The following is a 25,676-nucleotide window of genomic DNA, read 5'->3' as shown; positions in this document are numbered from 1 at the left end:
TGTGAGAAATTTTGTCATGGACCTCCGGCAACTACCCGCGTTGAACGCGATCAAGGCATTCGAGGCCGCCGCCCGTCACGAAAGCTTCTCGCGCGCCGCCGACGAACTCTTCGTCACCCACGGCGCCGTCAGCCACCAGATCCGAGCGCTGGAGGCCGAGCTGGGCGTTTCGCTGTTCGCGCGCGACGGCAAGCGCGTGCGGCTCACCGAAACCGGCCGGCGTTACGCCACGCACGTGCGCGCCGCGCTGATGGCGCTCGCCGACGCCACCCGCCAGATCCGCGCGGGCGACCGCGAACGGCGGCTCGTGGTGTCCATGCTGTCGTCGTTTGCGGCGCGCTGGGTGACGCCGCGCATCGGCAGCTTTATCGAGGCGCATCCGCAGTGGGACCTCGAACTCCTGTCCACCAACGCGCTAACGGATTTCGCGCGCGACGACGTCGACGTGGCGATCCGTTTCGGCTTAGGCAAATATTCGGGGCTGCATGCGGAGTTGCTGCTGGAGGAGATCTTCTTTCCCGCCTGCGCGCCGGATTTCAACGGCGGCAAGCTGCCGCAAACGCCGGCCGATCTGGCCAACGTCCCGCTGCTGCGTTCCGACGACGAACTCTGGCGGCCTTGGTTCGACGCCGCCGGCCTCTCCGACTGGCCCGAACCAAAGCGCGGCGTGCTGTACCAGGATTCGTCGAATCTGCTGCAAGCGGCCATCGACGGCCAGGGCGTCGCGCTCACGCGCCGCTCGCTGGCCATGCACGAAATCGCGGCCGGCCGCCTCGTGCGCTTATTCGACGTGGATGGGCCGAGCCCGTGGCAGTACTACTTCATCTGTCCGCCGCAGATGCTCGAAACCGCCCGGGTCAGGGCGTTCCGCGACTGGGTGTTCGAGGAGGTGGGACGCTTCAGGCAACTGTTCGACCGGGCCTGCGAGGTGGGACCCGCCGCAAGCGCCGATATGGCGGCGAACGCATTGCGCGTCACGCCATAAAACAAGGCGCCGGGCGAGGCTTTACAGCACCACCTTCACCATCGGGTGGCCGGTGAGCGCGCGGTAGATATCGTCCAACTGCTCGCGGCTCGTGGCGCGCACCGTGACCGTCAGACCTGTGTAGTTGCCGCCGCTGGAAGGCCGCATCTCGACGCGCGAAACGTCGACTTCATTGTCGAACTGCTGAACCACCGTGACGATCGTTTCGGCGAATTCGGGGTGCGATTTACCCATGATCTTGATCGGGAAATCGCAAGGAAACTCAAACAGTGATTCGTTCACGGGACTCATTCTCTACTCCTTGCCGCGCCTCGCGCGCTTCCTGGGTCTTGGCTCGCTGATAAGCCGCGTACAGCGCGGCAAAGACCGCACCCGGCTTGCCCTCGCCAACCGGCTGGCCGTCGATCTGCGCAACCGGCAGCACTTCCTTGGTTGCCGAACTGACAAGGATCTCGTCCGCCGCGCGCAGTTCGGCTTCGCTGATCTCGCGCGCTTCGAAACGGATACCGCATTCGCCTGCCAGTTCCTCGATCAGCCCGTAGCGAATCCCTTCGAGAATCTTGTGGCTTCGCGGCGGCGCGGACAATACGCCGTCCTTCACCATCCACACATTCGACGACGACCCTTCGGTCAGCATGCCGTCGCGAAACTGGATCGTCTCGAACGCGTCGTTCTCCGCGGCATATTGCGCCATCAGCACGTTGCCCAGCAGCGACACCGACTTGATGTCGCAATTGAGCCAGCGACGGTCTTCAGCGGTGACGCAACGCACGCCTTGTGCGCGCTGCGCCGCGTCCGGCAGGCTCAGCGGCGTCACCATCACGAACACGGTCGGCTGGATGCCGGCCGGAAACGCATGGCCGCGTTTCGCGACACCGCGCGTGACCTGAATATAGGCAATCGCGTCCTGACCGGCGCGCAAACCGCCGCCCGCCTCGTTCGCCGCGACCACCTGCGCGATCAGCGCGCGCCAGCCGGCATCGTTCAATGGATTGACGATGCCGATCCTGTCGACGGAACGCGCGAGGCGCGCCAGGTGCTGCTGGAAACGGAACGGCGTACGGCCGCCCGCATGCGCGGGGTGCGCGTATAGCGGCGCGACTTCGTAAATACCGTCGCCGAAAATAAAGCCGCGGTCAAGAACCGGCACGCGCGCTTCGGACAACGGCACCAACTCACCGTTCAGATAGACAATCGGATCGGACGAAACATCGGAAACAGCGGTCATTGCAATCAGGCTCTTACTTCTTCTTGTTGAACATGAGCATCAGCGAATCCCACACGCGGCCGACCACGCCGGCTTGCGGCACGGCCTGCAAGGCCACCACCGGGAACTGCGCCAGCACCTTGCCGTCGGCGACCAGCTTGACCGTGCCGACCTGCTGACCATTCGCGAGCGGCGCGATCAGCGGATCGATCTGCTCGATCTGCGGCTTCACCTTGTCGCCCATGCCCTTCGGCACGGTGATGTACTGGTCGCTCTTCACGCCGATCTGCACGGTGTCCTGCGCACCCTTGTAGACGCGCGGCGTGCCCACCACCTGATTCGCCTTGTACAGACGCACCGTGTCGTACGCGCTATAGCCGTAGTTCAGCATCTTCAGGCTGTCCTGCACGCGGTCGTGTTCCTTGGTCTCGCCCATCATGACCGAGACGAGGCGGCGCGACGCGTCGGTCGTGCCCGGCAGCGAACGCTTCGCGCTCGCGATCAGGCAGTAGCCGGCGGCTTGCGTGTGACCGGTCTTCAGACCATCTACCGTCGGGTCGATCCACAGCAGGCGGTTGCGGTTCGGCTGCTTGATCTTGTTGTACGTGAATTCCTTGACCGAGAAGATGTTGTAGTAGTCAGGAAAATCGCGGATCAGACGCGCCGACAGGATCGCGAGGTCGCCCGCGGTCGTGTAGTGCTGCGGGTCGGGCATGCCGTTCACGTCGGCGAAATGCGTGTGCTTCATGCCGAGGCGTTGCGCTTCCGTGTTCATCATGTTGACAAACTGCGACTCGCTGCCGCCGACCAGTTCGGCCAGCGCGATCGCCGCGTCGTTACCCGACTGGACGATCATGCCGTACACCAGATCGTGCACGGTCACCGGCTTGTTCGCTTCGATGAACATGCGCGATTCGTCGGTGCGCACGCGGCGCACGGCCTCGCTCGGCATGACCGTCTGGTCCATGTTGATTTTCTTCGTCTGCAGTGCTTCGAAGACGAGGTACGCCGTCATCAGCTTGGTGAGCGATGCGGGTTCCACGCGCTCGTCGGCATTGCCCGAGGCGAGCACCTGATTGCTGGTGGCGTCGACTAGCACCCACGAGCGCGCGTTCACTGCCGGCGGCGGCACCTGTGCGAACGCCGTGCTGGCGGCGAGCGTGGCCGGCAACACGACGCCGAGAGTGACGGCACGCGCAAGCGTAGGGGAAACGAAGGAAGCAACAGAAGGGAAGGACGTGCGGCCGGAGATGGAGAAACGCATAGGGTCGATTCGTGCAGAAAAATACATCGCGCGCAGGGCGCATTGTTTGGAAGAGCCGGTCGGCGAGCGTCCGGCCGTAAAAACGGCACGGCGCCCATTGGACTTCCGGCCACGCGATCGGTTCGCGCAGCGCGCCCTGCATCCGGCACCGCTGCGGCGAAAAGACACTACGCGTCGCGCGAACGGCCGGATGGGCAACGCTGCGCCCAAAAAAGAGTCGCCATTATACGCGTGCTCTGCGGGCAACTTTGCGCGAGAGGCGGCGATAAATTTGCGTTTTGTGCGTACCTGTACCCCGGAAAACGCATGCCGCGCGCCGCTCACCGCCACGCGTCGACGATGATCCGCTTCAGAACGTGCAGCTTGCGATGCAGAAAATGCTCCGCCCCCGGAATCACGACAACCGGCAATTCCTGCGGCCGCGCCCAGTCGTAAACGGATTGAATGGGAACCGTCTCGTCGGTTTCACCGTGAATCACGATCGTGTTCTCCGGTACGGGGGCCACGTCCCAGCGGCTCGCCGCAGTGCCGACGAACACCATTCGCTCGATCTCCTGACCTTCTTCACGCAGTGTCGCGGCCACATGCGACAGCACGAACGTGCCGAATGAAAACCCCGCCAGCACGAGGGGCAGATCGGCCTGACCCGGTTCGGCCCGCATGTGATCGAGCACGGCGCGCAGATCGTCGCGCTCGCCGATGCCCGCGTCATGCTCCCCCTGCGTCTCGCCGACACCGCGAAAATTCGAGCGATAGGTCGCGTAGTTCAACTGCACGAGCGTGCGCGCGAGCGTCTGCGCGACCTTGTTGTCCATCGTGCCGCCGAACAGCGGATGCGGATGCGCGACCAGCGCGATGCCACGCGGCGCGGCACCGCTTTCGCGCGTCTCGTCGGGCAGATCCACCGCGACCTCGATCTTGCCGACCGGGCCGTCGATCAGATATTTCTTCGTATAGGCATTCATGGCGAGGCTTATTGATCGATTTTCAGACGCTCGACAATCTTGCCGTTCACGAGATGCGAGTCGACGATTTCGTCGATGTCGCTCTCGTCGACATACGTGTACCAGACGCCTTCCGGATACACGACGAGCGCCGGGCCGAGCTCGCAGCGGTCGAGGCAACCGGCCTTGTTGATGCGCACCTGGCCCGGACCTGCGAGACCGAGTTTTTTCACGCGTTTTTTTGCATGCTCCTGCATCTCCTGCGCATTGCAATTCGCGCAACTCGGGCGCTCGGCGCCGGGCTCGCGCTGATTGAGACAGAAGAAGACGTGGTACTTGTAGAAGGAGTCCATGATGTCCGGGGGGCGAAACTGCCAGGGTGAGAATGGCGCTGGATGCACAGCGGCGCGCCTGTTGTGCGAACGATTATAACGAGCGGGACCGCCGGTCGCTGACGCCGGCCGCACCTCGCTTGTGCCTCGCTTGTGCCTCGCCTGTGCCTTGCGCGTGCCTTGCTTGCGCATTACGCCCGCTTCATAGCTGCTTCATAGCTGCTCCACAGCTCTTTCGCAGCTGCTTCACACGCGCTCCATGCGCCGCTTGAGCCACGCCTGTTCGACGACATACGCGAGCCACACCAGCGCCGCATACGGCCAGATCCACGCGAGCCAGTGCGCCAGACCGTTGAAGTGCAGATAACGCCCCTGCCGCCAGTCGGCGAGCACGGCGTCGAAATATGGATTCACGGGCAGCAGATTGACGAACACCAGCGTGACCGTCAGCGCGCCGCCTGCCAGCGCCGCGCGCGACCTGCGCCGCAGACGCAGCGCAAACAGCGCGGTCGCGGTGCCGCACACGAGCCCCGCGAGCGCGCCCGGCGTGGCCCAGTCGAATGCGAGGCCGGACTGCGATTGCAGAAACGTCGCGCCGACCTTCACGCACAAGGTCACGAAGACAAACAGGAGCAACAGACGCACGCGCGGCGCATGCCGGCGCACCGGCAGCGACGCCAGTGCGAGCGCGGCGAACAGGTTGAGCGTGGTGATCACGGCTTCCCAGACGTCGTCGGGCATCCAGGCGGCGACGAGAGCCGGCCAGGTGCCGACGTGCCAGCCTGGCGGCGTCCACGCGAGCAACGCGTCTTGCGTCGTCGAATCGAAACGCAACCATAGCGCGCGTGGCCAGTTGCCGAGACCGAACAGGCGCGGCGCCGGATACATGGTCGCGAACGGCCACGCGGCGACCAGACACGCGAGCGCAGCGCGATCACGCTCGAACCACACGAGCCGCAAGCGCCGCAGCAAGCCGCGGTCGAGCAGCGCGCCCGTTGCCGGCGACATGATCGCGGCACCGAGCAGCGCGCCGAGCGCATTGGCCGCGAGATCGAGGTTGGAGGCGACACGCGTGGGCAGATAGGTTTGCACGGCTTCCATCACGCCGGACAGCAGGCCGCCGAGCACGAAGGCAAGCGCGACCGCGAGCGTGCCGCGCCAGCGCGGGTAGACCGCGAGCACCACCAGCGCACCGAACGGCATATAGCCGAGCACGTTGGTAACGACGTCGAACGCCGTCAGGTACTGCGGCATAGGATCGGACAGATAGGCAAACGGACCGAGACCGAGCGAGCGCCAGCCCGAAAACGGATACCACGACCCATAGACGATCAGCGCGGTATAGAGCACCAGCGCCTGCCGGGCGAGCACCGACGGGCGGCGCAGCCAGGATCGTTCGCTCATGCAGCGCTCCGTTGCGTGCGCTGCGAGCCGGTCATTGCGCGGCGACCAGCGCCTGCACGCCGAGCCACGCGCCGATCTGCGCGACCAGATCGTCGCTGGCGGTGGCGAGTGCCTGGGCGCCGCCGGCGGCGTCTCCCGAACTGGACGGCGCGCGCGCGATGAAAGTGCGCTGGCCGAGCACCTTGCCGCCCTGTGTGAGCGTGGCGCGCGCGGTGACTGCGGCGTGGCTTTTGGACTGGCTGTCGAAGACCTGTTCGAACTCGCTCAGCTCGACCTTCAGCACCGGCGCGGACACGCCGTCGGCGCCGGTCAGCACGGTGCCGCGCGAACTGAGCGCGCCACGCAGGCGCTGGGTCAGCAACTGCGAAGGCGTCATGGTCCAGTGGCTGTTCGCGTAGGACGCGGTCTGCTGGGCGTCCGCGTAGCTGAGGCGGTACATCAGCTTGTCGGACTCGAGCACGTCCGGCGCGGTCACATCCAGCACCTTCACGGCCGGCGACGTGCCCGCGGACGCCGCCGGAGCCGGCGGCCCGAAATCGTAGCGGATGTCCGAAATGGCCGCGGGCGTGCCCGCGCAGCCCGTGGCCAGCACGCCGAATGCGAGCAGCACCGCCAGCGCGGCGCTCGAGGACAACAATCGGTGAATCGAGCGTGACATGACAATCTTCCTTTCTTCAAACCTTCGAAATCATCTGGCGGCGCGGGGAGCGGGCCACTTGAACCCTGCTTCGCCCGGACCGGGCGCCGCACCCGGGGCGCCGAACAGCACGCTGCGCGGGCTGGTGCTGAACGTATCGGCTGCGCGGTCCACCGAGCGGGCAGCGGAGCGCACGTCTTCAGCGAGCGAATTGACGCGCGGCAAGGTGTCGTAGCCGACCCGCGCCGACAGTTCCTGCAACGAGCCGTTCATCGACGTCAGCGCGTCGCCGGCCTGCTGCGCCGCCGTGCCGACCTTGTTCAGGTTGGTCTCGAACGGGCCGTCCGGGCGGTTCAGACCGGTGATCAGCTGATTGGTCGACGCGAGCGTGCGATCCAGCTGGTCGATCGTGCCGGGCAGCTTGCCGGCGGCCGGCGCGAATTGCTGGGTCAGCGTGGCGACGCCGTCCGCGGCTTTCTGAAGGCTCGCCGCCGTGCCTTGCAACTGCGCGGCCATTTCCGGCGACAACAGATTGTCGACGTCGTTTGCGACTTTTTCGAGTTTACGCAGCAGCACGTCGCCACGTTGCTGCAACTGATCGAGCAAGCCCGGGCGCATGGGCAACTGCGCCACCTGTTTGTCCGACGACGGCAGCGGCGACGGGTCGCGCCCATTGTCGTCCAGCTGGATGAACGCAATACCCGTCACGCCCTGGAAACCCAGGCTGCCAAATGTCGAGTGGGTAATCGGCGCGTGCGTGTCCACGAGAATACGGATCAGAATCTGCCCCGGATGGTCCGGATCGAATTTGATCGACTGCACCTTGCCGACGTCGAGCCCGCGATAGCGCACCGCAGCGTCGGTATACAGGCCGGTGACGTTGGTGCGCGCAATCAGATCGTACGGCACCCGCACGGAACGGTCGACGTTGAACAAAAAAGCCGCCACCGCGATTGCCGCCAGCAGAACGACCGTGAAGAGCCCCGCCCAGAAGGCATGCGATTTGTTTTCCATTGTCAGGTTCCCTGATTCACAGCGGCAATTCGGACGACGCCGGCTCGAGCGCCGCGCGCGGCAGCTTCGCACGGCGCTCCGGCGGCAACGCCTGCAATGCGCGCCGCCCGCGCAAGCCGAGGAAATATTCGCGGATGAAAGGATGATCGACCGCCGCCGCCTCTTCGACCGGCGCGGCGACCAGCACCCTGCGATCCGCCAGCACCGCGACGCGGGTGGACAGCGCGATCATCGTGTCGAGATCGTGCGTGACCATCACCACCGTCAGGCCGAGCGCGCGGTGCAGCGCGGAGATCAGCTCGACGAATTCATCGGACGCCTGCGGATCGAGCCCGGCGGTCGGCTCGTCGAGAAAGAGAAGCTCCGGTTCGAGCGCGATCGCCCGGGCAATGCCCACGCGCTTGATCATGCCGCCCGACAGCGCCGACGGCATTTTCGACGCATGCTTGCACGGCAGGCCGACCATCTCGAGCTTGAGCATCACGATGTCGCGCAACAGATCTTCAGGCACCTTGCCGAGTTCGCGCACCGGCTGCGCGATGTTGTCGAACACCGAGAGCGACGAGAACAGCGCGCCGCGCTGAAACAGCATGCCGGAGCGGCTGCGCATCAGCAGCGCGGTCTCCGGCGAAATGGTCGCGAGATCCTCGCCGAACAGCTTGATGGTGCCGGACGAAGGATGTTCGAGACCGAGAATCTGCCGCACCAGCGTGGTCTTGCCGGAGCCCGAGCCGCCGACGATCGCCATGATCTCGCCGCGCCGCACTTCCAGATTCAGATGCTGATGCACGATGTTGCGGCCGTAGCGCTTGGTCACGTCGATCACTTCGATCACCGGTTCGGCGATCGAGGGCACCGGCTGGCCGCGCACGGCCTGAGTGAGTGGCGCGATCATCCGAGCCCCACGTTCTGGAAGAGAATCGCGAACACGGCGTCCGCGAGAATCACGATCGTAATCGAGGTCACCACGGAAGTCGTCGTGCCTTCGCCGAGACTTTGCGAATTGGCCTTGATACGGAAACCGAAGTGACAGCCGACGATCGCGATCAGCATGCCGAACACCACACCCTTGCCGAGCCCGATCCACAGATTCGCCACCGGCACCACGCCCGGCAAAGCCCGCGCGAAGTAGCTCATGTCGATGCCGAGCACGATCCTGGCGGCCAGCGCACCGCCGGTCAGCGCGATGATGTTGGTCCACATGACGAGCAGCGGCATCGCCACGCCGAGCGCAAGCACGCGCGGCAGGATCAGCCGCAGGCCATGCGGAATGCCCATCACGCGCATGGCGTCGAGCTCTTCGGTCACGCGCATCACGCCGATCTGCGCAGTGATCGCCGAACCCGAGCGGCCCGCCACCAGAATCGCCGAGAGCACCGGTCCGAGTTCGCGGATCACCGAGAGGCCGAGAATATTGACGATGTACTGGTTTGCGCCAAAAAGCCGCAGTTGCTGCGCCGACAGATAGCTCAGCACGATGCCGATCAGGAACGCGACCAGCGCGGTGATCGGCAACGCCTGCGTGCCGGCGTTGTAGACGTTCGCGGAGATTTCGGTCCACGGCGTGATCTTCGGCTTGCGCACGATCGCCAGCAGATCGAGCACGACGCGCCCGAGCATGGCCACGCCGCCATACAGATGCTCGAAGAACGAGAAGATCGCGAGCCCCAGCCGCGTGAACGGATCGAGTTTGATCACCGGCTCGGCCGTCTCGCGCACGGTGTCGAGCAGGGCGATGCGCTCGAAAATGTCGCGTTGCGTATCGGTGAGCGTGGTGTCCGCCGGCATCTTGTGGCCCCACACGCGCCACAGCGCCTGGCCGCCCACGTGGTCCATCCGGTCGATGCGCGAGAGGTCCCACCCGCCGATGCCTTCGGCGCCGACCAGTGACAGCAACAGGGGAATCACGTGCCCGGTAGCCCGATCGCGCGCGAGCGCTAGCGCCGTCCACTGGCCCGAGAGCCGGACGATCTTGCCTTGGCTGCCTGCCGCGACTTCGAGGCCGGGCGGAGTGTCGTAGTTCAAGGATCGCTGAATCTGGTTATCGGATTAGGGGCCATTGTAACGAAGGCGCGGCCGATGAACCGTCCACGTCGGCTCCCCGGGTTCGCTGTCGCTACAATATGAGCCATGAACGCTTCCAGAACTCCCCCGCCGGCCGCTGCCGCAACTGCGACCCAAGCCGATTGGCGCATCGACCGTGAGCGCGCCGTCGCCCTGTTCGGCCCGCACGCGCATGACTGGCCGATCGAAATCGTCGAGGAAACCGGCTCGACCAACGCCGACCTGATGGCCCGCGTCAAGGCGCTGCCGCGCAAGGCCGGCGCGCTGCCGCGGCCAATCGTGCGGGTCGCGTATCTGCAGACCGCCGGGCGCGGCCGCCGTGGCCGTCCGTGGTATGCGGAGCCGGGCAATGCACTGCTGTTTTCGGTGGCGTGCGTGCTGCCGCGTCCGCTCGAAGGACTCGCGGGTCTGAGCCTCGCGGTGGGCGTCGCGCTGGTCGACGGGCTGCGCTCGCTGCCGGTCGCCGGTCCCGGCCAGATCGCACTGAAGTGGCCGAATGACGTCCTGCTCGAAGGCGACAAGCTGGCCGGCATCCTGATCGAAACCGCGTGGAGCACGGAAAACGCCAGCGCGGTGGTGATCGGCATCGGCACCAACGTCAAGGGCGCGGCCGAACTCGCCGCCAAAGTGGATGCGCTGAACGCCGGTACGCCGCCGCAGGCGCGCGGCACCATGCCGACCGCATTGCAGCGCGCGCTGCCCAACGCCAATCTCACCGACACGCTGGCCGCCGAACTGAACGCGCTCGAACCGGCCTTGCAGCGCTTCGGCGCTGAAGGCTTCGCGCCGTTCCAGGCGCGCTGGAACGCGGTGCACGCCTACGCGGGCCGCGAAGTCGTATTGCTGGAACAAGGCGAGGAACAGATGCGCGGCGTGGCAGCGGGTGTGGACGAACAGGGTCAGTTGCTGCTCGATACCGCAAGCGGTCGCCAGACTGTGGCGACCGGCGACGTCTCCCTGCGTCTCGCCGACGGTGCTGCATGACGAGCGGCGCGCCCTGTTTGCTGATCGACGCGGGCAATAGCCGCATCAAGTGGGCACTGGTGCAGGCGGGCGGTTCGCAGATTGCGAGCGGCGCGCTGACGCACGGCGGCGAGCATCAGCCGGACTGGCTGAGCTTGCCCACGCCGGGCGGTGCATGGTTGTCGAACGTTGCGGGCGAAAGCGTCGCCAGGCGGATTGCCGCATTGCTCGAAGCGCGCTGGCCGCAACTGCCGCTCACGACCATCAGCGCCTGCGCGCAGCAATGCGGCGTGACCAACAGCTACACTGCGCCGCATATGCTCGGCAGCGACCGCTGGGCCGGCCTGATCGGCGCGCACGCGGCGTTTCCGGGCGAACATCTGCTGATCGCGACGTTCGGCACGGCAACCACGCTCGAGGCATTGCGCGCGGACGGCTGCTTTGTCGGCGGCCTGATCGCGCCTGGCTGGACTTTGATGATGCGCTCGCTGGGCGAGCACACGGCACAGTTGCCGACACTCGACGCCAGCGCGGCACGCGGCCTGCTGGACGGCAGTACGCGTGACGCGGCACGCCGCGGCCCGTTCTTTGCAACCGATACGCCGCGCTCGTTGTCCGCCGGCTGCACATTGGCGCAAGCGGGCCTCGTCGAACGCATGTGGCGCGATCTGCAGGACGAGTGGCAGGTGCCGGTGCGGCTCGTGGTCAGCGGCGGCGCGGTGGACGAAGTGGCGAGCGCACTGAAAGTGCCGCATACTCGCCACGATTCGCTCGTGCTGTCCGGTCTTGCGCTGATTGCCGCCGGGCGCGCAGCGGAACGTGGGGCCTGAATCACGGCCACATGGATCGCGGCGGAATAGCCACGGGATAACGGCGGCTCAACTTCTGGACGGGGAAAACCAACAATGCTGCGCTGGCTGATCGCCATACTGTTTCTTGCCAACATGCTGGCATTCGTCGCGGTGCGCGGCGTATTCGGCCCGACGCCCACAGCCGGCGGACGCGAGCCCAACCATCTGAACCGCCAGGTTCATCCGGAATGGTTGAAAGTGCAACCGGTCACGGCAGCGGAGGCCGCCGATCAGGCGGTGGTGGGTGGACCGGCACCGGTGGCGCCGATCGCGGCATCCGCGCTGGCGCAGTAATGTCGGCCGCCATGCAGGCCGTCATGCAGCGAGCAGGAAAGGTGCGGGAGCCCGCGCAATGCTTCGCCTTCAGCGTAGCGTCATTGATACGGCATTCAGCCTTCAGCCCTGCGTGCGGACTTTCTTCAGCAACGCAGTGGTGGAGCGGTCATGCTCGAAGGGAATCGCCAACGCCTTGCCGCCCCAGCTTCGCACAATGGCCGACTCGGGCAACGCGTCCATGTCGTAGTCGCCACCCTTGACGAGCACATCCGGCCGAAGCGCCGAAATCAACTCCACGGGCGTTTTCTCGCCGAAGCACACGACGTAGTCGACGCTCTCCAGTGCCGCCAGCAAGGCCATCCGGTCAGCCTCGTTATTGATCGGCCGGTCGTCGCCTTTACCGAGCATGCGAACCGATGCATCGCTATTCACGCCGACAACCAGACATGCGCCCAACGCCCTGGCATCCGCGAGATACGTGACATGCCCGCGATGCAGGATATCGAATACGCCGTTGGTAAACACCACCGGCGAGCTCAGCGAAGGGCGCAGCGTCACGAGAGCATCGCGCGTAAGGATCTTGCGTTCAAAAGTAGCGGCCATGACGGAGTCGGTGAGGAACAAGGAAGTGCCGTCACGATACACGGTGCACGGCAAGAAGCAAAAAAAGCCCGGCAAGCTCGCGCGTGCCGGGCCTTTCCTGAAGCCCCAATCCGTTTGCAGCCTTTGCCGCGAACCGGAGTCAGGCGCTCGCGACCATCAAGCCGGCTGTTCGGCCGACTTCTGCTCAGCCTGCAGGCGCGCGACCACTTCCTTGCGGTAGCGGTTCAGTTCCTGCGCCGTATTGAACGTGCGCTCGAAGAGCAGCGACAGGTTGTGCAGAATGCGCTCGACCACCTTCTTTTCCCAACTGTCGTCGAAACGGATCTGCTCGTCGAGCCAGCGTTCGAGCCATTCCGGATCCGGCAGACGCGATTGAATCGTGTCGCGCGGGAACAGCGCCTGGTTCACGTGCAGGTTGGTGGGGTGCAACGGCTTTTCCGTGCGGCGCGCCGATGCCATCAGCACGCCGATCTTCGCAAACGCGGCACGCGCGATGTCGCCGGTTTGCGCCATCGCCTTCTTCATGTAGCGCAGATATGCGCCGCCGTGACGGGCTTCGTCGCGCGAGATGGTTTCGTAGATGTGCTTGATGACCGGCTCGGTATGCCATTCGGCAGCACGGCGATACCAGTGATTCAGGCGGATTTCGCCGCAGAAATGCAGCATCAGCGTTTCGAGCGGCGGCGCCGGATCGAATTCGAAGCGCACGGCGTGCAGCTCTTCTTCGGTCGGGCACATTTCCGGCTTGAAGCGGCGCAGATATTCCATCAGCACCAACGAATGTTTCTGTTCTTCGAAGAACCACACGCTCATGAACGCGGAGAAATCGCTGTCGTGATGGTTGTCACGTAGAAACATTTCCGTTGCGGGCAATGCCGACCATTCGGTGATCGCGTTCATCTTGATCGTCGCTGCCTGCTCGTCGGTCAATAGCGATGCATCGAACTTGTCCCAGGGAATGTCTTTCTCCATGTCCCATCGAACGGATTCGAGCGATTTATAAAGTTCCGGATAAAGCATGGTGTTCATAGTCCCACCCCTGTTCTACGCATACTGTCTGTGTCTGTTACTACTGCATGTAGTACGTTTTGCTCACGACGAACGGATCGCACCAGGTGCGCGCCATTTTGCCGGCCAAGCATTCAATTTTACGCGGTAATCGGCCGCCCAGATGCACCTGGCGGCAAAGAAGTCCTGGCGTTTTGCGCATGCGCCTAGCCGTTTGTTACGCGCTGCGCGGCCAACCGTGGGTGAGGGATACCCGTGCCTGAGGTCGAGCCAGTTTGCGATGAAAACCGCACCGTCCAGCCCTGCGCCGATCGTGCCGGCGGCGAATGGAGCAAGGGCGGTTGGATTGATTGTTTTCAACGCACGCCCAAAAGCAGTGAAGCTTACACAATGATAGCACGCTGACCTGACGGAACCCGCACCGTAACAGGCGCAATTCCAGTGCCTGGCTGACCTTCCGCAAGAAAATGCGAGATTCGCGGAGTGTCTCGAAGATCGGCGTCAAAACCATGACAGATGCGAATTCGCCTTGGCACACGGCGCCGGGGCCGCAAGTCGCGCCACCGTGTTTCATGGCTCGCGTCAGACCGGCTTTTTCGTGGCTCTCGGGCTCGCGCTGCTTGCGCTGCTCGTGCTGGTGGTGCCGCTCGCACGCTTCGCCGAAGTCGACGCCCGCTTCGCTGCCGGCCGCGTGGTTGTGTGCTCTGCGCCTTGCGCGGGCGCTTGCGGCGCGTCGCCCGTGGGCTCGCCGCCGGATGCGGAAGCCGCCTCCTCGCCCGGCGCGGAATCCGTTGCCGCGCTGTCTGCCGTGGCCGCCGGCTGCGTCATCGCGAACTGGGCGATCTGGTTGAACTGGGATTGCAGCAGATTCCACCACGCGGACGCGTCGAATGGCGGCGTTGCGGGCGCCTGCTCTTCGTCGCCGGAGGGCTCTTCGGCCGACGAACCTGCGCTCGCCGAAGCGGCCGGCGCAGGTGCCGGCGCGGCCGGATGCGGCCAGCCCGTCGCCGGCATGGGACTCGGCGCTGCGGATGCCGCCGCGGGCTGCGACATCGACGACTGTGCGAAGGCGCCGAACGCCCGCAATGTCGCGAGCGTCGCGCGCTGCACTTCGAGCGCCTGAATCGCGGATTGCAGCATGCTCAGATTCAGCTTGAGCCATTGCTCCACCGCGCGCATGTCGGTGATGCGCTTGTCGAGTTCTTCGACATTGGTGAGCGGCGCCATCATGTCGGACATCATCGAGAGCGAGGGGCCGAGGCCGCCGCCCGGTTGCGCACCGGAGAAAGCCGAGCCGAACGGCGACATCCGCATCATGCCCCACATGCGCTCGAGCATTTCAGCGGGCGGAAAACCGGGAAAGCCGGGGAAAGGCGGCGTGGTGTCAGAAGTAGTCATGCTTGTCGCCTCGCTGCATAAGGTGAGGAAGGAGCGCCGTTGCGCGCGCGTCTGATCCGATCATACCGCGCGGGACGCAGCATCACGAGCGCTCGCCGCCCGCCGTGCCGTTGCCGGACGGCTGCCCGCGCCACGGGTCGGCGCCGCCGAAATCCGGCGCGCGCCGCTCGCGCAGCGAGTTCACGCCTTCGCGTACATCCGGCCCGGCAAAACCCATGAATTCCAGCGCGAGCGACGTATCGAACGCCGGCCCCGCCGAACGCAGCCAGTTGTTCAACGCGTACTTGGTCCAGCGAATCGCCGTTTGCGAGCCGTTGGCCAGCTTCTGCGCGACCTCGAAAGCTTTCGGCAGCAGATCGTTTTCGTCGACGGCGAGCGACACGAGCCCAATGCGCTCAGCCTCTTCGCCGCTCACCGGCTCGCACAGCATCAGGTAGTACTTGGCTTTCGCCATGCCGCACAGGAGCGGCCAGACGATCGCCGCGTGATCGCCCGCGGCCACGCCCAGACGCGTGTGACCGTCGATGATGCGCGCCGTCTTCGCCGCGATCGAGATGTCGGCGAGCAGGCCGGCCACGAGCCCCGCGCCCACCGCCGGCCCGTGCATGGCCGACACGACCGGCTTGCTGCAATTGATCACGTTGTAGACCAGATCACGCGCCTCGCGCCACACCCGTGCGCGCACGTCGAAATCGGTCGCCATGTCTTCGACGAGTTGCAGGTCGCCGCCGGCCGAAAATCCTTTGCCTTCACCGCGAATGATCGCGACACGCGTGTCGGGATCGCGGTCGATGTCGCGCCAGATCTCGGCGAGCTCGAAATGCATGCGTGCGTTGGCCGTGGCGAGTCCGCTCCTGTTGGCGCCCTCGCCGCTCATCACGACTTCGAGCACGCCGTGCGGATGGCGATGCAACTGGAGCGATTGATAGTGCGCGTAAAACGCGTCGTTACCGTGTGGTGTCTGAGACATGATCAGCAATCCGTAAATCGGTGTCGGTGTATCCGTTGGACGGGGTGGCGTTTTCCTGGAAAGCGCGTGCGCCCGCTCGTTTCAGCGCGGCTGATAAACCCACTTCGCATTCCTGATTTCGACCATCACACGCGCCCGTTGATCGAGCCCGAGATGGTCCGTCGCGCTCATGTTGACGACACCGTTGGTATCCGCGAGACCTCGCGTCGACTCGAGCGCATCGCGCAGCGCGCGGCGAAATTCCGGCGTGCCCGGTGCGGCAGTCTTCAGCGCGACCGGTACCGCATGGCCGAGCAGCATGCCCGCGTCCCACGTGTACGAGCCGAAGGCCGACACGCTGCCAGCGCCGCGCACCGCTTCGAAACGCGCGATGTAATCGAGTGCGAGCCGCTTGGCCGGATGATCCGCCGGCAATTGGGCGGCGACCAGCACCGGACTCGCGGGCAGGAAGGTGCCGTTGCAATCCGCGCCGCACACGCGCAGGAAGTCGTTATTGCCGACCCCATGATTGTGATAGATCAGCCCTTTGTAGCCGCGTTCCCGGAGCGTCTTCGGCGGCAACGCGGCGGGCGTGCCGGCCGCGCCGACCACTACCGCATCGGGATGCGTCGCCAGAATCTTGAGGACCTGGCCGGTCACGCTCGGATCGGTGCGATTGAAGCGCTCGCTCGCCACCATATCGATGTGATGCAGTTGCGCGAACTTCGCGACCTCGGTGTAAAAAGTTTCGCCCAGCGCGTCGGCCTGGCCGATGAACGCGATGGTTTTGACGCCATGCAGGCTGGCGTGTTCGGCGATCGCCGACGCCATCATCGCGTCGGTCTGCGGCGTCTTGAAGACCCAGTGGCGTTTCGCATCCACGGGCTCGATGATTTTCGCCGACGACGCCAGCGAGATCATCGGCGTTTCACCTTCGGCAACCACGTCGATCATCGCCAGCGAATTCGGCGTGATCGACGAGCCGATGATCGCGTCGACGTGATTCTCGGAGATCAGCTTCTTGGTGTCCTGCACGGCCTGGGTGGTATCGGACGCGTCGTCGAGCACGATGTATTCGACACTCTGCCCGCCGATCTGCCTGGGCAGCAGCGCGACCGTATCGCGCGCGGGAATGCCGAGCGAAGCGGCCGGCCCGGTCAGCGACAGCACGAGGCCGATTTTCACCTGCGCCAGTGCAATGCCGGGCAACAGGCCGGCGAGTGCCGCGCATAACGCCACGGCACGGCGCGCGAGCCGGTCGCGCGATTGATCGAGGCGCAGATTCGACACGCGAGCGCGCCGGGTTCGAGGTTCAAGGGATTCGATTTGCGGCATGCTTGTCTCCTCACGTCGGTTTTTCGTTTTGATGTGCTGCCGATGGACTTGCCCGTGCACGGTTCACGTGCCTTTCCTACGCTGCTTCGCGGCGCGCCTGCGATGAACTCGCAGCCAGCCCCCGGGGCATGCCGCCGCGCCAGTCAGTGTAGCCGCGCGCACTCGCCGCGGCATCGGGCGAAACCCTTTCGAATCCGGCGCGGCACGGGCAACATGCGGGGCATGCAACCCAGGCGCCGCGTTCGGCACAACCGCGGTGCGCCCTGTGCGTCAGTCCAGCGGCGCGATGCCCTGGTCGATCGAACCGAAAATCGACTTGCCCGCTTCGTCGAACATTTCGATCTTCACGGTGTCGCCGTACTTCATGAATTCGGTTTGCGGCGCGCCGTGCTCGATGGTTTCGAGGCAGCGCTTCTCGGCGATACAGCAATAGCCGCGCCTGGCGTCCTTGTTCGACACCGTGCCCGAGCCCACGATCGCGCCGGCGCGCAGGTTGCGCGTCTTCGCCGCGTGCGCGATCAACTGGCCGAAGTGGAACACCATGTCGGTGCCGGCGTCCGGCTGGCCGACTTTCTTATTGTTCCAGTGGACGATCATCGGCCGGTGCACGCGGCCGTCGCGCCAGTGTTCGCCGAGCTCGTCGGGCGTCACCGCGACCGGCGCGAACGACGTGGCCGGCTTGCTCTGGAAAAAGCCGAAGCCCTTCGCGAGTTCGGCCGGGATCAGATTGCGCAGCGAGACGTCGTTGACCAGCGTGATGAGACGCACGCTCCTGAGCGCCTGGTCGGGCGTGACGCCCATCGGAACGTCGGTGGTGATCACGGCGACTTCCGCTTCGAAGTCGATGCCGAATGCTTCGGACGCGCACAGCACGTCGTCCTTCGGTCCGATGAAGTCGTCGCTGCCGCCCTGATACATCAACGGATCGGTCCAGAACTCCGGCGGCATTTCCGCGCCGCGCGCACGCCGCACCAGTTCGACATGGTTCACATACGACGAGCCGTCGGCCCACTGGAACGCGCGCGGCAGCGGCGCCATGCACTCCCTGGCGTCGAAAGCGAAGGTGTTGCGCGCGCGGCCCTGATTGAGCGCGTCGTACAGATCGTGCAGTTGCGGCGCGTAGAAGGTCCAGTCGTCGAGCACGCGCTGCAACGTGGGCGCTATCGCGTCGGCGATGGCCGCGGTGTGCAGGTCGCGGGACACGACGATCAGCTGGCCGTCGCGCGTGCCGTCCTTCAGCGTGGCAAGTTTCATAGATGAGCGAACCGTGTTAGTGACGATAGAGGGAATCTATTCTACGATGGTGAATCGACACGGCCCAAGTGCCCGCGCCTGCCTCACCCTGATAGCACCTTTGAATGCGTCACCTTTGAATGCGCTCCGTGCGCCCTGCTCATGCCTCCAACTGCCCGCTCCGGTGCGATCCGCACCGACGCCGACGCCGCTGAACCGCTCGACACGCCCGAATCCGACGACGAAAACGCCGAGACCGGCGAGGAAAAGCTGCGTTCGGGCATCCAGTCGATCGAAGTCGGCTTCAGATTGCTCGACGTCCTGACCCACGAGCCGCGCGCCATGATGCTGCGCGATCTTGCCCAGCGTGCCGGCATGAGCCCGGCAAAAGCGCACCGTTATCTGGTGAGTTTTCTGCGTCTCGGTGTGGTCTCGCAAGACGCCCTGTCGGGTCGTTACGAACTGGGCGGTTTTGCCCTGCAACTGGGGCTTGCGCGGCTTGCTCGCGTCGACGGCGTCAAGCTCGCGCGCATCGCGCTGTCCGAATTGCGCGACCGGCTCGATCTCACGGTGGGCATCGCGGTATGGGGCAACCAGGGGCCGACCATGGTGCACTGGATGGAATCGAGCTATCCGGCCAAGGCCTCGCTGAAGCTCGGCGATGTCATGCCGCTGCTCAGTTCCGCCACGGGCCTGCTGTTCGCCGCATATCTGCCGTCGAGCAAGACCGCCGCGATGCTCGAACGCGAACTGGCCGATTCGCGCCGCTCGTCGCATACGGGCGGCCCGCGCACCCGGGACGAAGTCGAACAGGTGCTCGCACAAGTGCGTGCGCACCAGGCGGCGCGCGTGGAAGGCATGTTGCTGCCGACCATCCATGCGTTCTCCATGCCGGTGTTCGACTCGACCGGCGAACTGGCGCTCGGCCTCGTCGCGCTCGGTCACGAAGGCGCGTTCGACATTCGCTGGGGTGGCGAGATCGATACGGCATTGCGCGAGTGCGCGCAAAAGCTCTCGTATGAGCTGGGGTATAGTGCGGCGCCACGTGACGAACAGGCGTGATAGCGCGCGTGGGATTTGGTGCGAACGCCGGCTGTGACGCGAAAGGCGATCGCCGGTTATAACGCAAACGGCTGACGAGCCGGCCGCAAAGCATCGAAGGTGTTGCGCGGCGGCGCGTCGCGCGTGCGGGTCTTTGTCTTTTCGTCGACGCGGAACATCGCTTGCAACAGTGCGGTCGAACCGGTTCGCAGCCGGCTTCGCAGATCAGGCCTCGCGCTTCTTTGCCAATCGTCGCAGCGCACGTCCGCTGATATTCAAACCCCACGCTTTCCTTGCCCACACATTCATCTACCGATGTCCACCGCTCCCGCCGCCCGCCGCTCCGATCGCACGCCGCCCAGCGGGCCGCGCACCGGTTGGCGCGCGGGACGCTGGATCGCGGTGCTGCTGATCGTGGCCGTGTTGCACTGGATTGCCGCGCAATGGGTCGAGCGCAACCGCGCGACGCTCAATCCGTCGGACGACGGGCATGTGCCCGTGCAGGTCGCATTGCTGACGCCGGAACGTGTCGAACGCAATCCGGCCGCCGCCGCGTCGTCCACGCCGGAACCCGCGCCCGCGCGCCGAACTGCGGCGCACAAGCCGCGCGAACCTGTATTGACGGCGCTGCAACCGGCCAAGCAAGCCGCGCCGGCAACGCCTGCGGCGACATCGGACGCCGTGGCGAGCGCGCCGGACGCAGCAGGCGCCAATGCGGCTCCCAACGCCGCCGCCGGCGCCGCGAGCACGGCGGCCAGCGCGCCCGCGCCGGCAAGTGCGCCGCAGGCGTCGCCCGGCGTGAAGTTCTCCGTCCCGCCATCCGGCGAACTGCAATACGACACGTTCTACAACGGCGTGCGCAACCAGCCCGGCACGATCCACTGGACCAGCAGCGCACAAAGCTACGAGATGGTCGTCTCCGTGCCGCTGCCTTTTGTCGGCACATTCGTGTATTCGAGCCACGGCCGTATCGACGCATTCGGCCTCGCGCCGGATCAGTACATCGAAAAGCGCGGCCGCCGGGCGGAAGACATCGCGATCTTCAATCGCACCGACAGGAAAATCGCCTTTACGCGCACCCCGGCCGCACTGCCGTTGCCCGACGGCGCGCAAGACCGCTTCAGCATGGTGATGCAGTTGGCCAGCCTCGTGCGTGGTGACCCGGCCGCCTACAAGCCCGGCGTGACGCGGCAGTTCTTCGTGGTCGATAACGATAGCGGCGAAAACTGGCCGGTCGAGACGATCGGCGACGAAACCATCCGCACGGACCAGGGGTTCCTCGATACGCGCCATTTCAAGCGCCTGCCCCGCCGTGACGGCGACTTGCGCCGCATCGACGTATGGCTCGCGCCGTCGCTCGGCTGGCTGCCCGCGCGCATCGTTCAGACGGAACCGAACGGCACGCAGTTCGAGCTGGTGTGGCGTGGCAAGCTCAACGCCGGAAACGCCGGCAGCCCGCCGGAGAACAACGGCGATGCCGGCGCGGCTTCCCCTGACAATCCGGGCGGATCGTCTCCTTCGGCCTCACCGGCCGTTACGCCCGGCGCCGCGCCCTCTTCACCTTCACCTGTCGATTCGACCAGCCCCGCCGATACACCCGGCATCATCAAACCCTGAAAGCCACACACTGCGCAGGGTCTCGATCAGATCGGCGAAACTTCCACGCCAACGCTCACTCGCAACACATTGCTGCAACCGTTCGCGTCGGCGCTGCGTATATACGGTCAGCCGTGTACCCCGGCTGGGGTACGGCTTGCGCGAAGGGTCCCTTCCACTGCGTTCCTCTTCAAAGGAGTCCGCATGCAAGTGAACATCAACGGTATCGAGACGCGCTATGTGCTGAGCAACGAAGGCGGCGGCCCGTGGCTGACATTCGCCCACCAGCTTGGCGGCGATCTGTCCGTTTGGGACCAGCTCGCCGGCTATTTTCGCGACGACTACACCGTATTGCGCTACGACCTGCGCGGCCACGGCAAGACCGCGATATCCGGCGCGCCCTTCAGCGTCGCCGATCTGTCGCACGATCTCGCCGCGCTGCTCGACGCGCTCGATGCACCTCATACGCACCTGGTGGGCATGTCGATGGGCGGCATGGTCGCGCAGCAGTTCGCGCTCGATCATCCCACGCGCGTCGACACCTTGACGATCGCCGACAGCAGCGCCGGCACGCTGCCGGAAGCCCGCGCCAGCTGGGATCAGCGTGCCGCGGCGGCCCGCAGCGACGGGATGGCGCCGCTCGTGCCCGCGACATTGAACCGCTGGCTGACAGCCGATTTTCAGAGCGCGCACCCCGAAGCCGTCGAGCAGATCCGCGACGTATTGCTGCAGACGTTGTCAGAAGGCTACGCCAGGGCGTGCGAAGCCCTGCGCGATTTCGACGTACGCAGTAAGCTGGCAACAATCCGATGCCCAACATTGACCGTGGCGGGCCGCCACGACACGGGCACGCCGCCTGCTGCTACGCAGGCGATAGCAGACGCCATTGAAGGCGCACGTTTCGAACTGCTGGATGCCGCTCATCTCGCGCCCGTCGAGCAATCTCACCGTTTTGCTGCACTGCTTGAAACGTTTCTTGAAAGGCCGGTCTAACCGGTAGGTTCGGAACCTTTACAAGCATCAATCCGGACCCACCCCTTGAATTCCAAACCATACGCTCCACCTATGGCGCAGGACTGGCCAGGAGCCAACGGAAATAAGGAGTGTCGCCATGCAAATGATCTACAACAGCCCCAATTATTGTGTCGTCGAGTTTCCGCCGCAGGAAGGTCCTCTGGCCATGAAGTCAGGCGGTTACGAGATCGTCGACAAAAACATGCAGCGCGAGATCTATATCGACGGAGCAATGGCGGCGCGGTTTCGCGAACACGTGCAGAAGCTGATCGAAGAGGAACCGTCGCTGGATGAAGTAGACGAATTCCTCGGCCAGTTCGACAGCCTGATGCATCAACCCGTGATTCTTCACTAAGCGAAGGGTTTGGCTTGACGTTTTTGGCGACATACATCGACCGCGCCGTCTGGCCCCGTTAGCGGGCAGCCCGGCGGCTTTTACAAGTCGGTCGGCAATTGTGACGCGGCCCAGCAGGCTTTTGCCTCGCTGGGCCGTTTTCTTTGCGACGCCGCTACGCTATTTTCCCGTTCTTTCCCACGCAGCGCGCCCGCATAGGCGAGGCGGCCGTACCGCCCGCGCCGGGCGATTTCGCCCGGCAGCGGCTACAATGACAGGTTTCCCGAAAAAGCCGGCGCAAGCCCTCGTCCGCCATGAACCAGCCCGCTCAAACCGCCACGCCAGTCCGTCCCGACGCCGCCTACACGCGCGGCGCGGCGCTGCCCGCGCTGCTCAAGTCGCGCATCCTGATTCTGGACGGCGCAATGGGCACGATGATCCAGCGCTACAAGCTCGACGAAGCCCGTTATCGCGGCGAGCGCTTCAAGGACTACGGGCGCGACATCAAAGGCAACAACGAGTTGCTGTCCATCACGCAGCCGCAGATCATCAGCGAGATCCATGAGCAGTATCTGGCGGCGGGCGCGGACATCGTCGAAACCAATACGTTCGGTGCGACCACGGTCGCTCAGGCGGACTACGGTATGGAAGCGCTCGCGGTCGAGATGAATCTCGAGTCCGCAAAACTGGCGCGTGCCGCGTGCGACAAGTATTCGACGCCCGACAAGCCGCGCTTTGTCGCCGGCGCGATCGGACCGACGCCGAAGACCGCGAGCATTTCCCCCGACGTGAACGATCCGGGCGCCCGCAACGTGACTTTCGACGAACTGCGCGCGGCCTACTACGAGCAGGCCAGGGCGTTGCTCGACGGCGGCGTCGATCTGTTCCTCGTGGAGACCATTTTCGACACGCTCAATGCGAAGGCAGCGCTGTTCGCACTGGACGAACTGTTCGAAGATACCGGCGAGCGGCTGCCGATCATGATCTCCGGCACCGTCACCGACGCCTCGGGACGCATTCTCTCGGGCCAGACAGTCGAAGCCTTCTGGAACTCGCTGCGGCACGCCAAACCGCTCACCTTCGGTTTGAACTGCGCGCTGGGGGCGGCTTTGATGCGCCCGTATATCGCCGAGCTGGCCAAGCTGTGCGACACGTATGTGTCGTGCTATCCGAACGCCGGCTTGCCGAATCCGATGAGCGATACGGGCTTTGACGAATTGCCCGCGGATACCTCTGGTTTGCTGAAGGAATTCGCACAGGCCGGGCTCGTGAATATTGCCGGCGGCTGCTGTGGGACGACGCCGGAGCATATTGCGGCGATTGCGCAGGCGCTGGCTGGCGTGAAGCCGCGCGTGTGGGCAAACTATCGGGAAACCGATACTGAAACAGTTTGATCGCAGCGTCTACCTGGATGGGAATCGAGCAATGGCCGGCGTCACCAAACTGACGATTGCGGGTTTCAAGTCGATACGTGAGTTGCGCGATTTCGAGTTGCGCAACCTGAACGTGTTGATCGGCGCCAATGGGGCGGGGAAGTCCAACTTTATTGGTTTCTTCAAGTTGTTGGCCGAGATGTATGAAAGACGCTTACAACTATTTGTCCAGCAGCAAGGCGGATCAGACACATTGCTGCATTTTTCGAGGAAGTTGACGGACAAGATCGAGGGGGAACTGAATTTTGGCACCGACTACGATCATTACCGGTTCGAACTTGTCGTGACTAACGACAACCGGCTAATCTTCACGAACGAACAGTATTGGCTGCATTCGCGCGGCTCTCGCCCAGGCGAAGTAGGTCTTCTTGGTGGAAACAAGGACGAATCCGATCTGAAAAAGCTTGCGGCGCAGCAGAAATCCCCCCTCATCGATGACATTTTGAACAGCACGCGCGTGTATCACTTCCACGACACGGGCGAGAAAGCCAAAGTCAAACAACCGCACGCGCTCAACGACACCCTGCGGCTCAAGGTGGACGGCGCCAATCTCGCCGCTTACCTGCGCATGCTGAAAACGGAGCATGCGGAAAGCTATCGCCAGATAGTCGATACCATCCGTCTCGTCGCGCCATTTTTTGACGATTTCGTGTTCCGCGCAGATTCGGCCTCGAAGATCCAACTCGAATGGACCGAGCGCGGTGACCCGGACACGCCGTTCACCGCACACGCGCTGTCTGACGGCACGTTGCGCTTCATCTGTCTGGGCACGTTGCTGCTCCAGCCGTGGGAACTGATGCCGGCCACTATTCTGATCGACGAACCGGAGCTCGGCCTGCATCCCTATGCGATCAATCTGCTCGCCGATCTGCTCAAGCGCGCGTCCGAGCAGAAGCAACTGATCGTCTCGACCCAATCGGTCGAACTGCTCGACCGCCTGGAGCCGGAAGACGTGATCGTGGTCGACCGGAAGGACAATGCCTCGACCTTCCATCGTCTGGACGCCGTACAGCTCCAGGATTGGCTCGACGACTATTCGCTCGGCGATCTGTGGAAACAGAACGTGTTGGGCGGGAGGCCGGCATAATGGTCGAATTGATCATTGTCGGCGAAGGCCAGACTGAAGAGACATTCGTGCGTGATGTTCTGGCGCCCGCACTCGGCGCAAACCACGTCTACGCCAGCGCACGGCTTATCAGCACATCCCGCGAGCAACGCGGCGGCGCGCTGAGCCTGGAACGCGTGCGCAAGTTCATCGGCCATACGTTGCGCCAGCGCGCGGACACCTACGTCACGACGCTCATCGACCTTTATGGACTCGACAAGTCGTTTCGTGGTGTCATGGCATCGAAAGGGCAGACGCCGGCCACACGCGCGGCACACATTGAACGCCTGTTGCACGAAGACGTTGTCGGATTCGCTGAGTGTCGCCCCGAGCGTTTCATCCCGCACGTGCAGCCGCACGAATTCGAATCGCTACTGTTCTCCGACGTCACCCGGCTATGCGATGTCGAACCCGAGTGGCACGAACAAAGCGACCCGCTGATCGCGGCCCGAGCCGCCGTCGACGATCCGGAATGGATCAACGACTCGCCGCAGACCGCGCCATCGAAACGGCTCGAACGGCTGCAACCGCGTTACCGCAAGGTCCGCCACGGCCCCCTCGCTGCCGCTCGTATCGGCCTCGACAGAATTCGCGAACAATGCCCGCACTTCCGCCAATGGTACGACCGCATCGTGACGCTGCCTGCCCTGCAGGCGCAGCAACCCAATATTGAATATACGAGCTAA

Annotated in this window: 27 protein-coding genes; 11 read left to right on the top strand and 16 right to left on the bottom strand. The window is 64.5% G+C overall.

All coding sequences use genetic code 11. The features are described from left to right. Nucleotides 1-16 precede the first annotated feature (16 nt). Nucleotides 17-985, top strand: coding sequence for a transcriptional regulator GcvA (locus tag BXE_RS01230; protein WP_011486626.1), 969 nt, complete (start codon nt 17-19; stop codon nt 983-985). Nucleotides 986-1,006: 21 nt separating this feature from the next. Here BXE_RS01230 and BXE_RS01225 read toward each other — a convergent pair whose 3' ends face one another. From BXE_RS01225 to BXE_RS01180, 10 genes are all read right to left on the bottom strand, one after another. Beyond that, entirely contained in the window at nt 1,007-1,276 is a 270-nt protein-coding gene (locus BXE_RS01225) for a DUF493 family protein (protein WP_007179511.1), read from the bottom strand. Further along, entirely contained in the window at nt 1,248-2,213 is a 966-nt protein-coding gene (locus tag BXE_RS01220) for a D-amino acid aminotransferase (protein WP_011486624.1), read from the bottom strand. The genes BXE_RS01225 and BXE_RS01220 overlap by 29 nt, the downstream gene beginning before the upstream one ends. Before the next feature lie 13 nt (nt 2,214-2,226). Continuing rightward, nucleotides 2,227-3,456: a D-alanyl-D-alanine carboxypeptidase family protein gene (locus tag BXE_RS01215; RefSeq protein ID WP_038457052.1), complete on the bottom strand. Its 1,230-nt coding sequence runs from the start codon at nt 3,454-3,456 to the stop codon at nt 2,227-2,229. A 320-nt stretch (nt 3,457-3,776) separates the two neighbouring features. Then, entirely contained in the window at nt 3,777-4,421 is a 645-nt protein-coding gene (locus BXE_RS01210) for an alpha/beta hydrolase (RefSeq protein WP_011486622.1), read from the bottom strand. Between the two features lie 8 nt (nt 4,422-4,429). Next, on the bottom strand, nt 4,430-4,753 hold the full coding sequence (locus tag BXE_RS01205; protein WP_011486621.1) for a (2Fe-2S) ferredoxin domain-containing protein: 324 nt from the start codon (nt 4,751-4,753) through the stop codon (nt 4,430-4,432). A gap of 225 nt (nt 4,754-4,978) precedes the next feature. Continuing rightward, a complete protein-coding gene (locus BXE_RS01200) occupies nt 4,979-6,136 on the bottom strand; it encodes a VanZ family protein (protein ID WP_011486620.1) in 1,158 nt (385 codons plus the stop codon). Between the two features lie 31 nt (nt 6,137-6,167). After that, nucleotides 6,168-6,794: an ABC-type transport auxiliary lipoprotein family protein gene (locus tag BXE_RS01195; RefSeq protein WP_011486619.1), complete on the bottom strand. Its 627-nt coding sequence runs from the start codon at nt 6,792-6,794 to the stop codon at nt 6,168-6,170. 30 nt (nt 6,795-6,824) lie between these two features. Continuing rightward, nucleotides 6,825-7,787 carry an MlaD family protein gene (locus BXE_RS01190; RefSeq protein ID WP_011486618.1) on the bottom strand — a complete coding sequence of 321 codons (963 nt, stop codon included), beginning with the start codon at nt 7,785-7,787 and terminating at the stop codon, nt 6,825-6,827. Nucleotides 7,788-7,803: 16 nt separating this feature from the next. Continuing rightward, a complete protein-coding gene (locus BXE_RS01185; RefSeq protein WP_011486617.1) occupies nt 7,804-8,682 on the bottom strand; it encodes an ABC transporter ATP-binding protein in 879 nt (292 codons plus the stop codon). Continuing rightward, a complete protein-coding gene (locus tag BXE_RS01180) occupies nt 8,679-9,812 on the bottom strand; it encodes an MlaE family ABC transporter permease (protein ID WP_011486616.1) in 1,134 nt (377 codons plus the stop codon). Before BXE_RS01180 ends, BXE_RS01185 begins: the two co-directional genes overlap by 4 nt. A 105-nt stretch (nt 9,813-9,917) precedes the next feature. Between BXE_RS01180 and BXE_RS01175 the strand changes: the two genes are divergently transcribed. From BXE_RS01175 to BXE_RS01165, 3 genes are all read left to right on the top strand, one after another. Continuing rightward, nucleotides 9,918-10,835: a biotin--[acetyl-CoA-carboxylase] ligase gene (locus BXE_RS01175; protein ID WP_011486615.1), complete on the top strand. Its 918-nt coding sequence runs from the start codon at nt 9,918-9,920 to the stop codon at nt 10,833-10,835. Next, the gene (locus BXE_RS01170) at nt 10,832-11,644 is read left to right on the top strand and encodes a type III pantothenate kinase (RefSeq protein WP_011486614.1); all 813 of its coding nucleotides are present in this window, start codon (nt 10,832-10,834) and stop codon (nt 11,642-11,644) included. The genes BXE_RS01175 and BXE_RS01170 overlap by 4 nt, the downstream gene beginning before the upstream one ends. Nucleotides 11,645-11,719: 75 nt before the next feature. Continuing rightward, nucleotides 11,720-11,959 (top strand): hypothetical protein, encoded by a 240-nt coding sequence (locus BXE_RS01165; RefSeq protein WP_011486613.1) that lies wholly within the window; start codon nt 11,720-11,722, stop codon nt 11,957-11,959. Between the two features lie 102 nt (nt 11,960-12,061). Here BXE_RS01165 and rfaE2 read toward each other — a convergent pair whose 3' ends face one another. The 6 genes from rfaE2 to BXE_RS01135 form a co-directional block, all read right to left on the bottom strand. Next, nucleotides 12,062-12,544 carry a D-glycero-beta-D-manno-heptose 1-phosphate adenylyltransferase gene (gene rfaE2 / locus BXE_RS01160; protein WP_011486612.1) on the bottom strand — a complete coding sequence of 161 codons (483 nt, stop codon included), beginning with the start codon at nt 12,542-12,544 and terminating at the stop codon, nt 12,062-12,064. Nucleotides 12,545-12,700: 156 nt separating this feature from the next. Further along, on the bottom strand, nt 12,701-13,573 hold the full coding sequence (locus BXE_RS01155) for a ferritin (protein ID WP_011486611.1): 873 nt from the start codon (nt 13,571-13,573) through the stop codon (nt 12,701-12,703). A gap of 561 nt (nt 13,574-14,134) precedes the next feature. Further along, entirely contained in the window at nt 14,135-14,950 is an 816-nt protein-coding gene (locus BXE_RS01150) for a PhaM family polyhydroxyalkanoate granule multifunctional regulatory protein (RefSeq protein WP_011486609.1), read from the bottom strand. 82 nt (nt 14,951-15,032) lie between these two features. Continuing rightward, entirely contained in the window at nt 15,033-15,920 is an 888-nt protein-coding gene (locus tag BXE_RS01145; RefSeq protein ID WP_011486608.1) for an enoyl-CoA hydratase/isomerase family protein, read from the bottom strand. 81 nt (nt 15,921-16,001) lie between these two features. After that, nucleotides 16,002-17,234: an ABC transporter substrate-binding protein gene (locus tag BXE_RS01140; protein WP_011486607.1), complete on the bottom strand. Its 1,233-nt coding sequence runs from the start codon at nt 17,232-17,234 to the stop codon at nt 16,002-16,004. Between the two features lie 270 nt (nt 17,235-17,504). Next, nucleotides 17,505-18,488 carry a fumarylacetoacetate hydrolase family protein gene (locus tag BXE_RS01135; RefSeq protein ID WP_011486606.1) on the bottom strand — a complete coding sequence of 328 codons (984 nt, stop codon included), beginning with the start codon at nt 18,486-18,488 and terminating at the stop codon, nt 17,505-17,507. Between the two features lie 141 nt (nt 18,489-18,629). Between BXE_RS01135 and BXE_RS01130 the strand changes: the two genes are divergently transcribed. The 7 genes from BXE_RS01130 (at nt 18,630) to BXE_RS01095 (ending at nt 25,676) form a co-directional block, all read left to right on the top strand. Continuing rightward, complete coding sequence (locus tag BXE_RS01130) at nt 18,630-19,529, top strand: IclR family transcriptional regulator (protein ID WP_011486605.1); 900 nt, start codon at nt 18,630-18,632, stop codon at nt 19,527-19,529. A 294-nt stretch (nt 19,530-19,823) separates the two neighbouring features. Then, nucleotides 19,824-21,125 carry a DUF3108 domain-containing protein gene (locus tag BXE_RS01120; RefSeq protein WP_011486604.1) on the top strand — a complete coding sequence of 434 codons (1,302 nt, stop codon included), beginning with the start codon at nt 19,824-19,826 and terminating at the stop codon, nt 21,123-21,125. Nucleotides 21,126-21,308: 183 nt separating this feature from the next. After that, complete coding sequence (locus tag BXE_RS01115) at nt 21,309-22,097, top strand: alpha/beta fold hydrolase (protein ID WP_011486603.1); 789 nt, start codon at nt 21,309-21,311, stop codon at nt 22,095-22,097. A 118-nt stretch (nt 22,098-22,215) separates the two neighbouring features. Beyond that, nucleotides 22,216-22,473: a BTH_I0359 family protein gene (locus BXE_RS01110; protein ID WP_007179533.1), complete on the top strand. Its 258-nt coding sequence runs from the start codon at nt 22,216-22,218 to the stop codon at nt 22,471-22,473. A 293-nt stretch (nt 22,474-22,766) separates the two neighbouring features. Then, a complete protein-coding gene (locus BXE_RS01105; RefSeq protein ID WP_011486602.1) occupies nt 22,767-23,846 on the top strand; it encodes a homocysteine S-methyltransferase family protein in 1,080 nt (359 codons plus the stop codon). A gap of 31 nt (nt 23,847-23,877) precedes the next feature. Further along, on the top strand, nt 23,878-24,972 hold the full coding sequence (locus tag BXE_RS01100) for an AAA family ATPase (RefSeq protein ID WP_011486601.1): 1,095 nt from the start codon (nt 23,878-23,880) through the stop codon (nt 24,970-24,972). Continuing rightward, nucleotides 24,972-25,676: a DUF4276 family protein gene (locus tag BXE_RS01095; protein ID WP_011486600.1), complete on the top strand. Its 705-nt coding sequence runs from the start codon at nt 24,972-24,974 to the stop codon at nt 25,674-25,676. Before BXE_RS01100 ends, BXE_RS01095 begins: the two co-directional genes overlap by 1 nt.

The organism is Paraburkholderia xenovorans LB400 (assembly GCF_000013645.1).
In the GTDB taxonomy this organism is placed as follows: domain Bacteria; phylum Pseudomonadota; class Gammaproteobacteria; order Burkholderiales; family Burkholderiaceae; genus Paraburkholderia; species Paraburkholderia xenovorans.
This window is presented reverse-complemented; position numbering and strand designations above follow the sequence as displayed.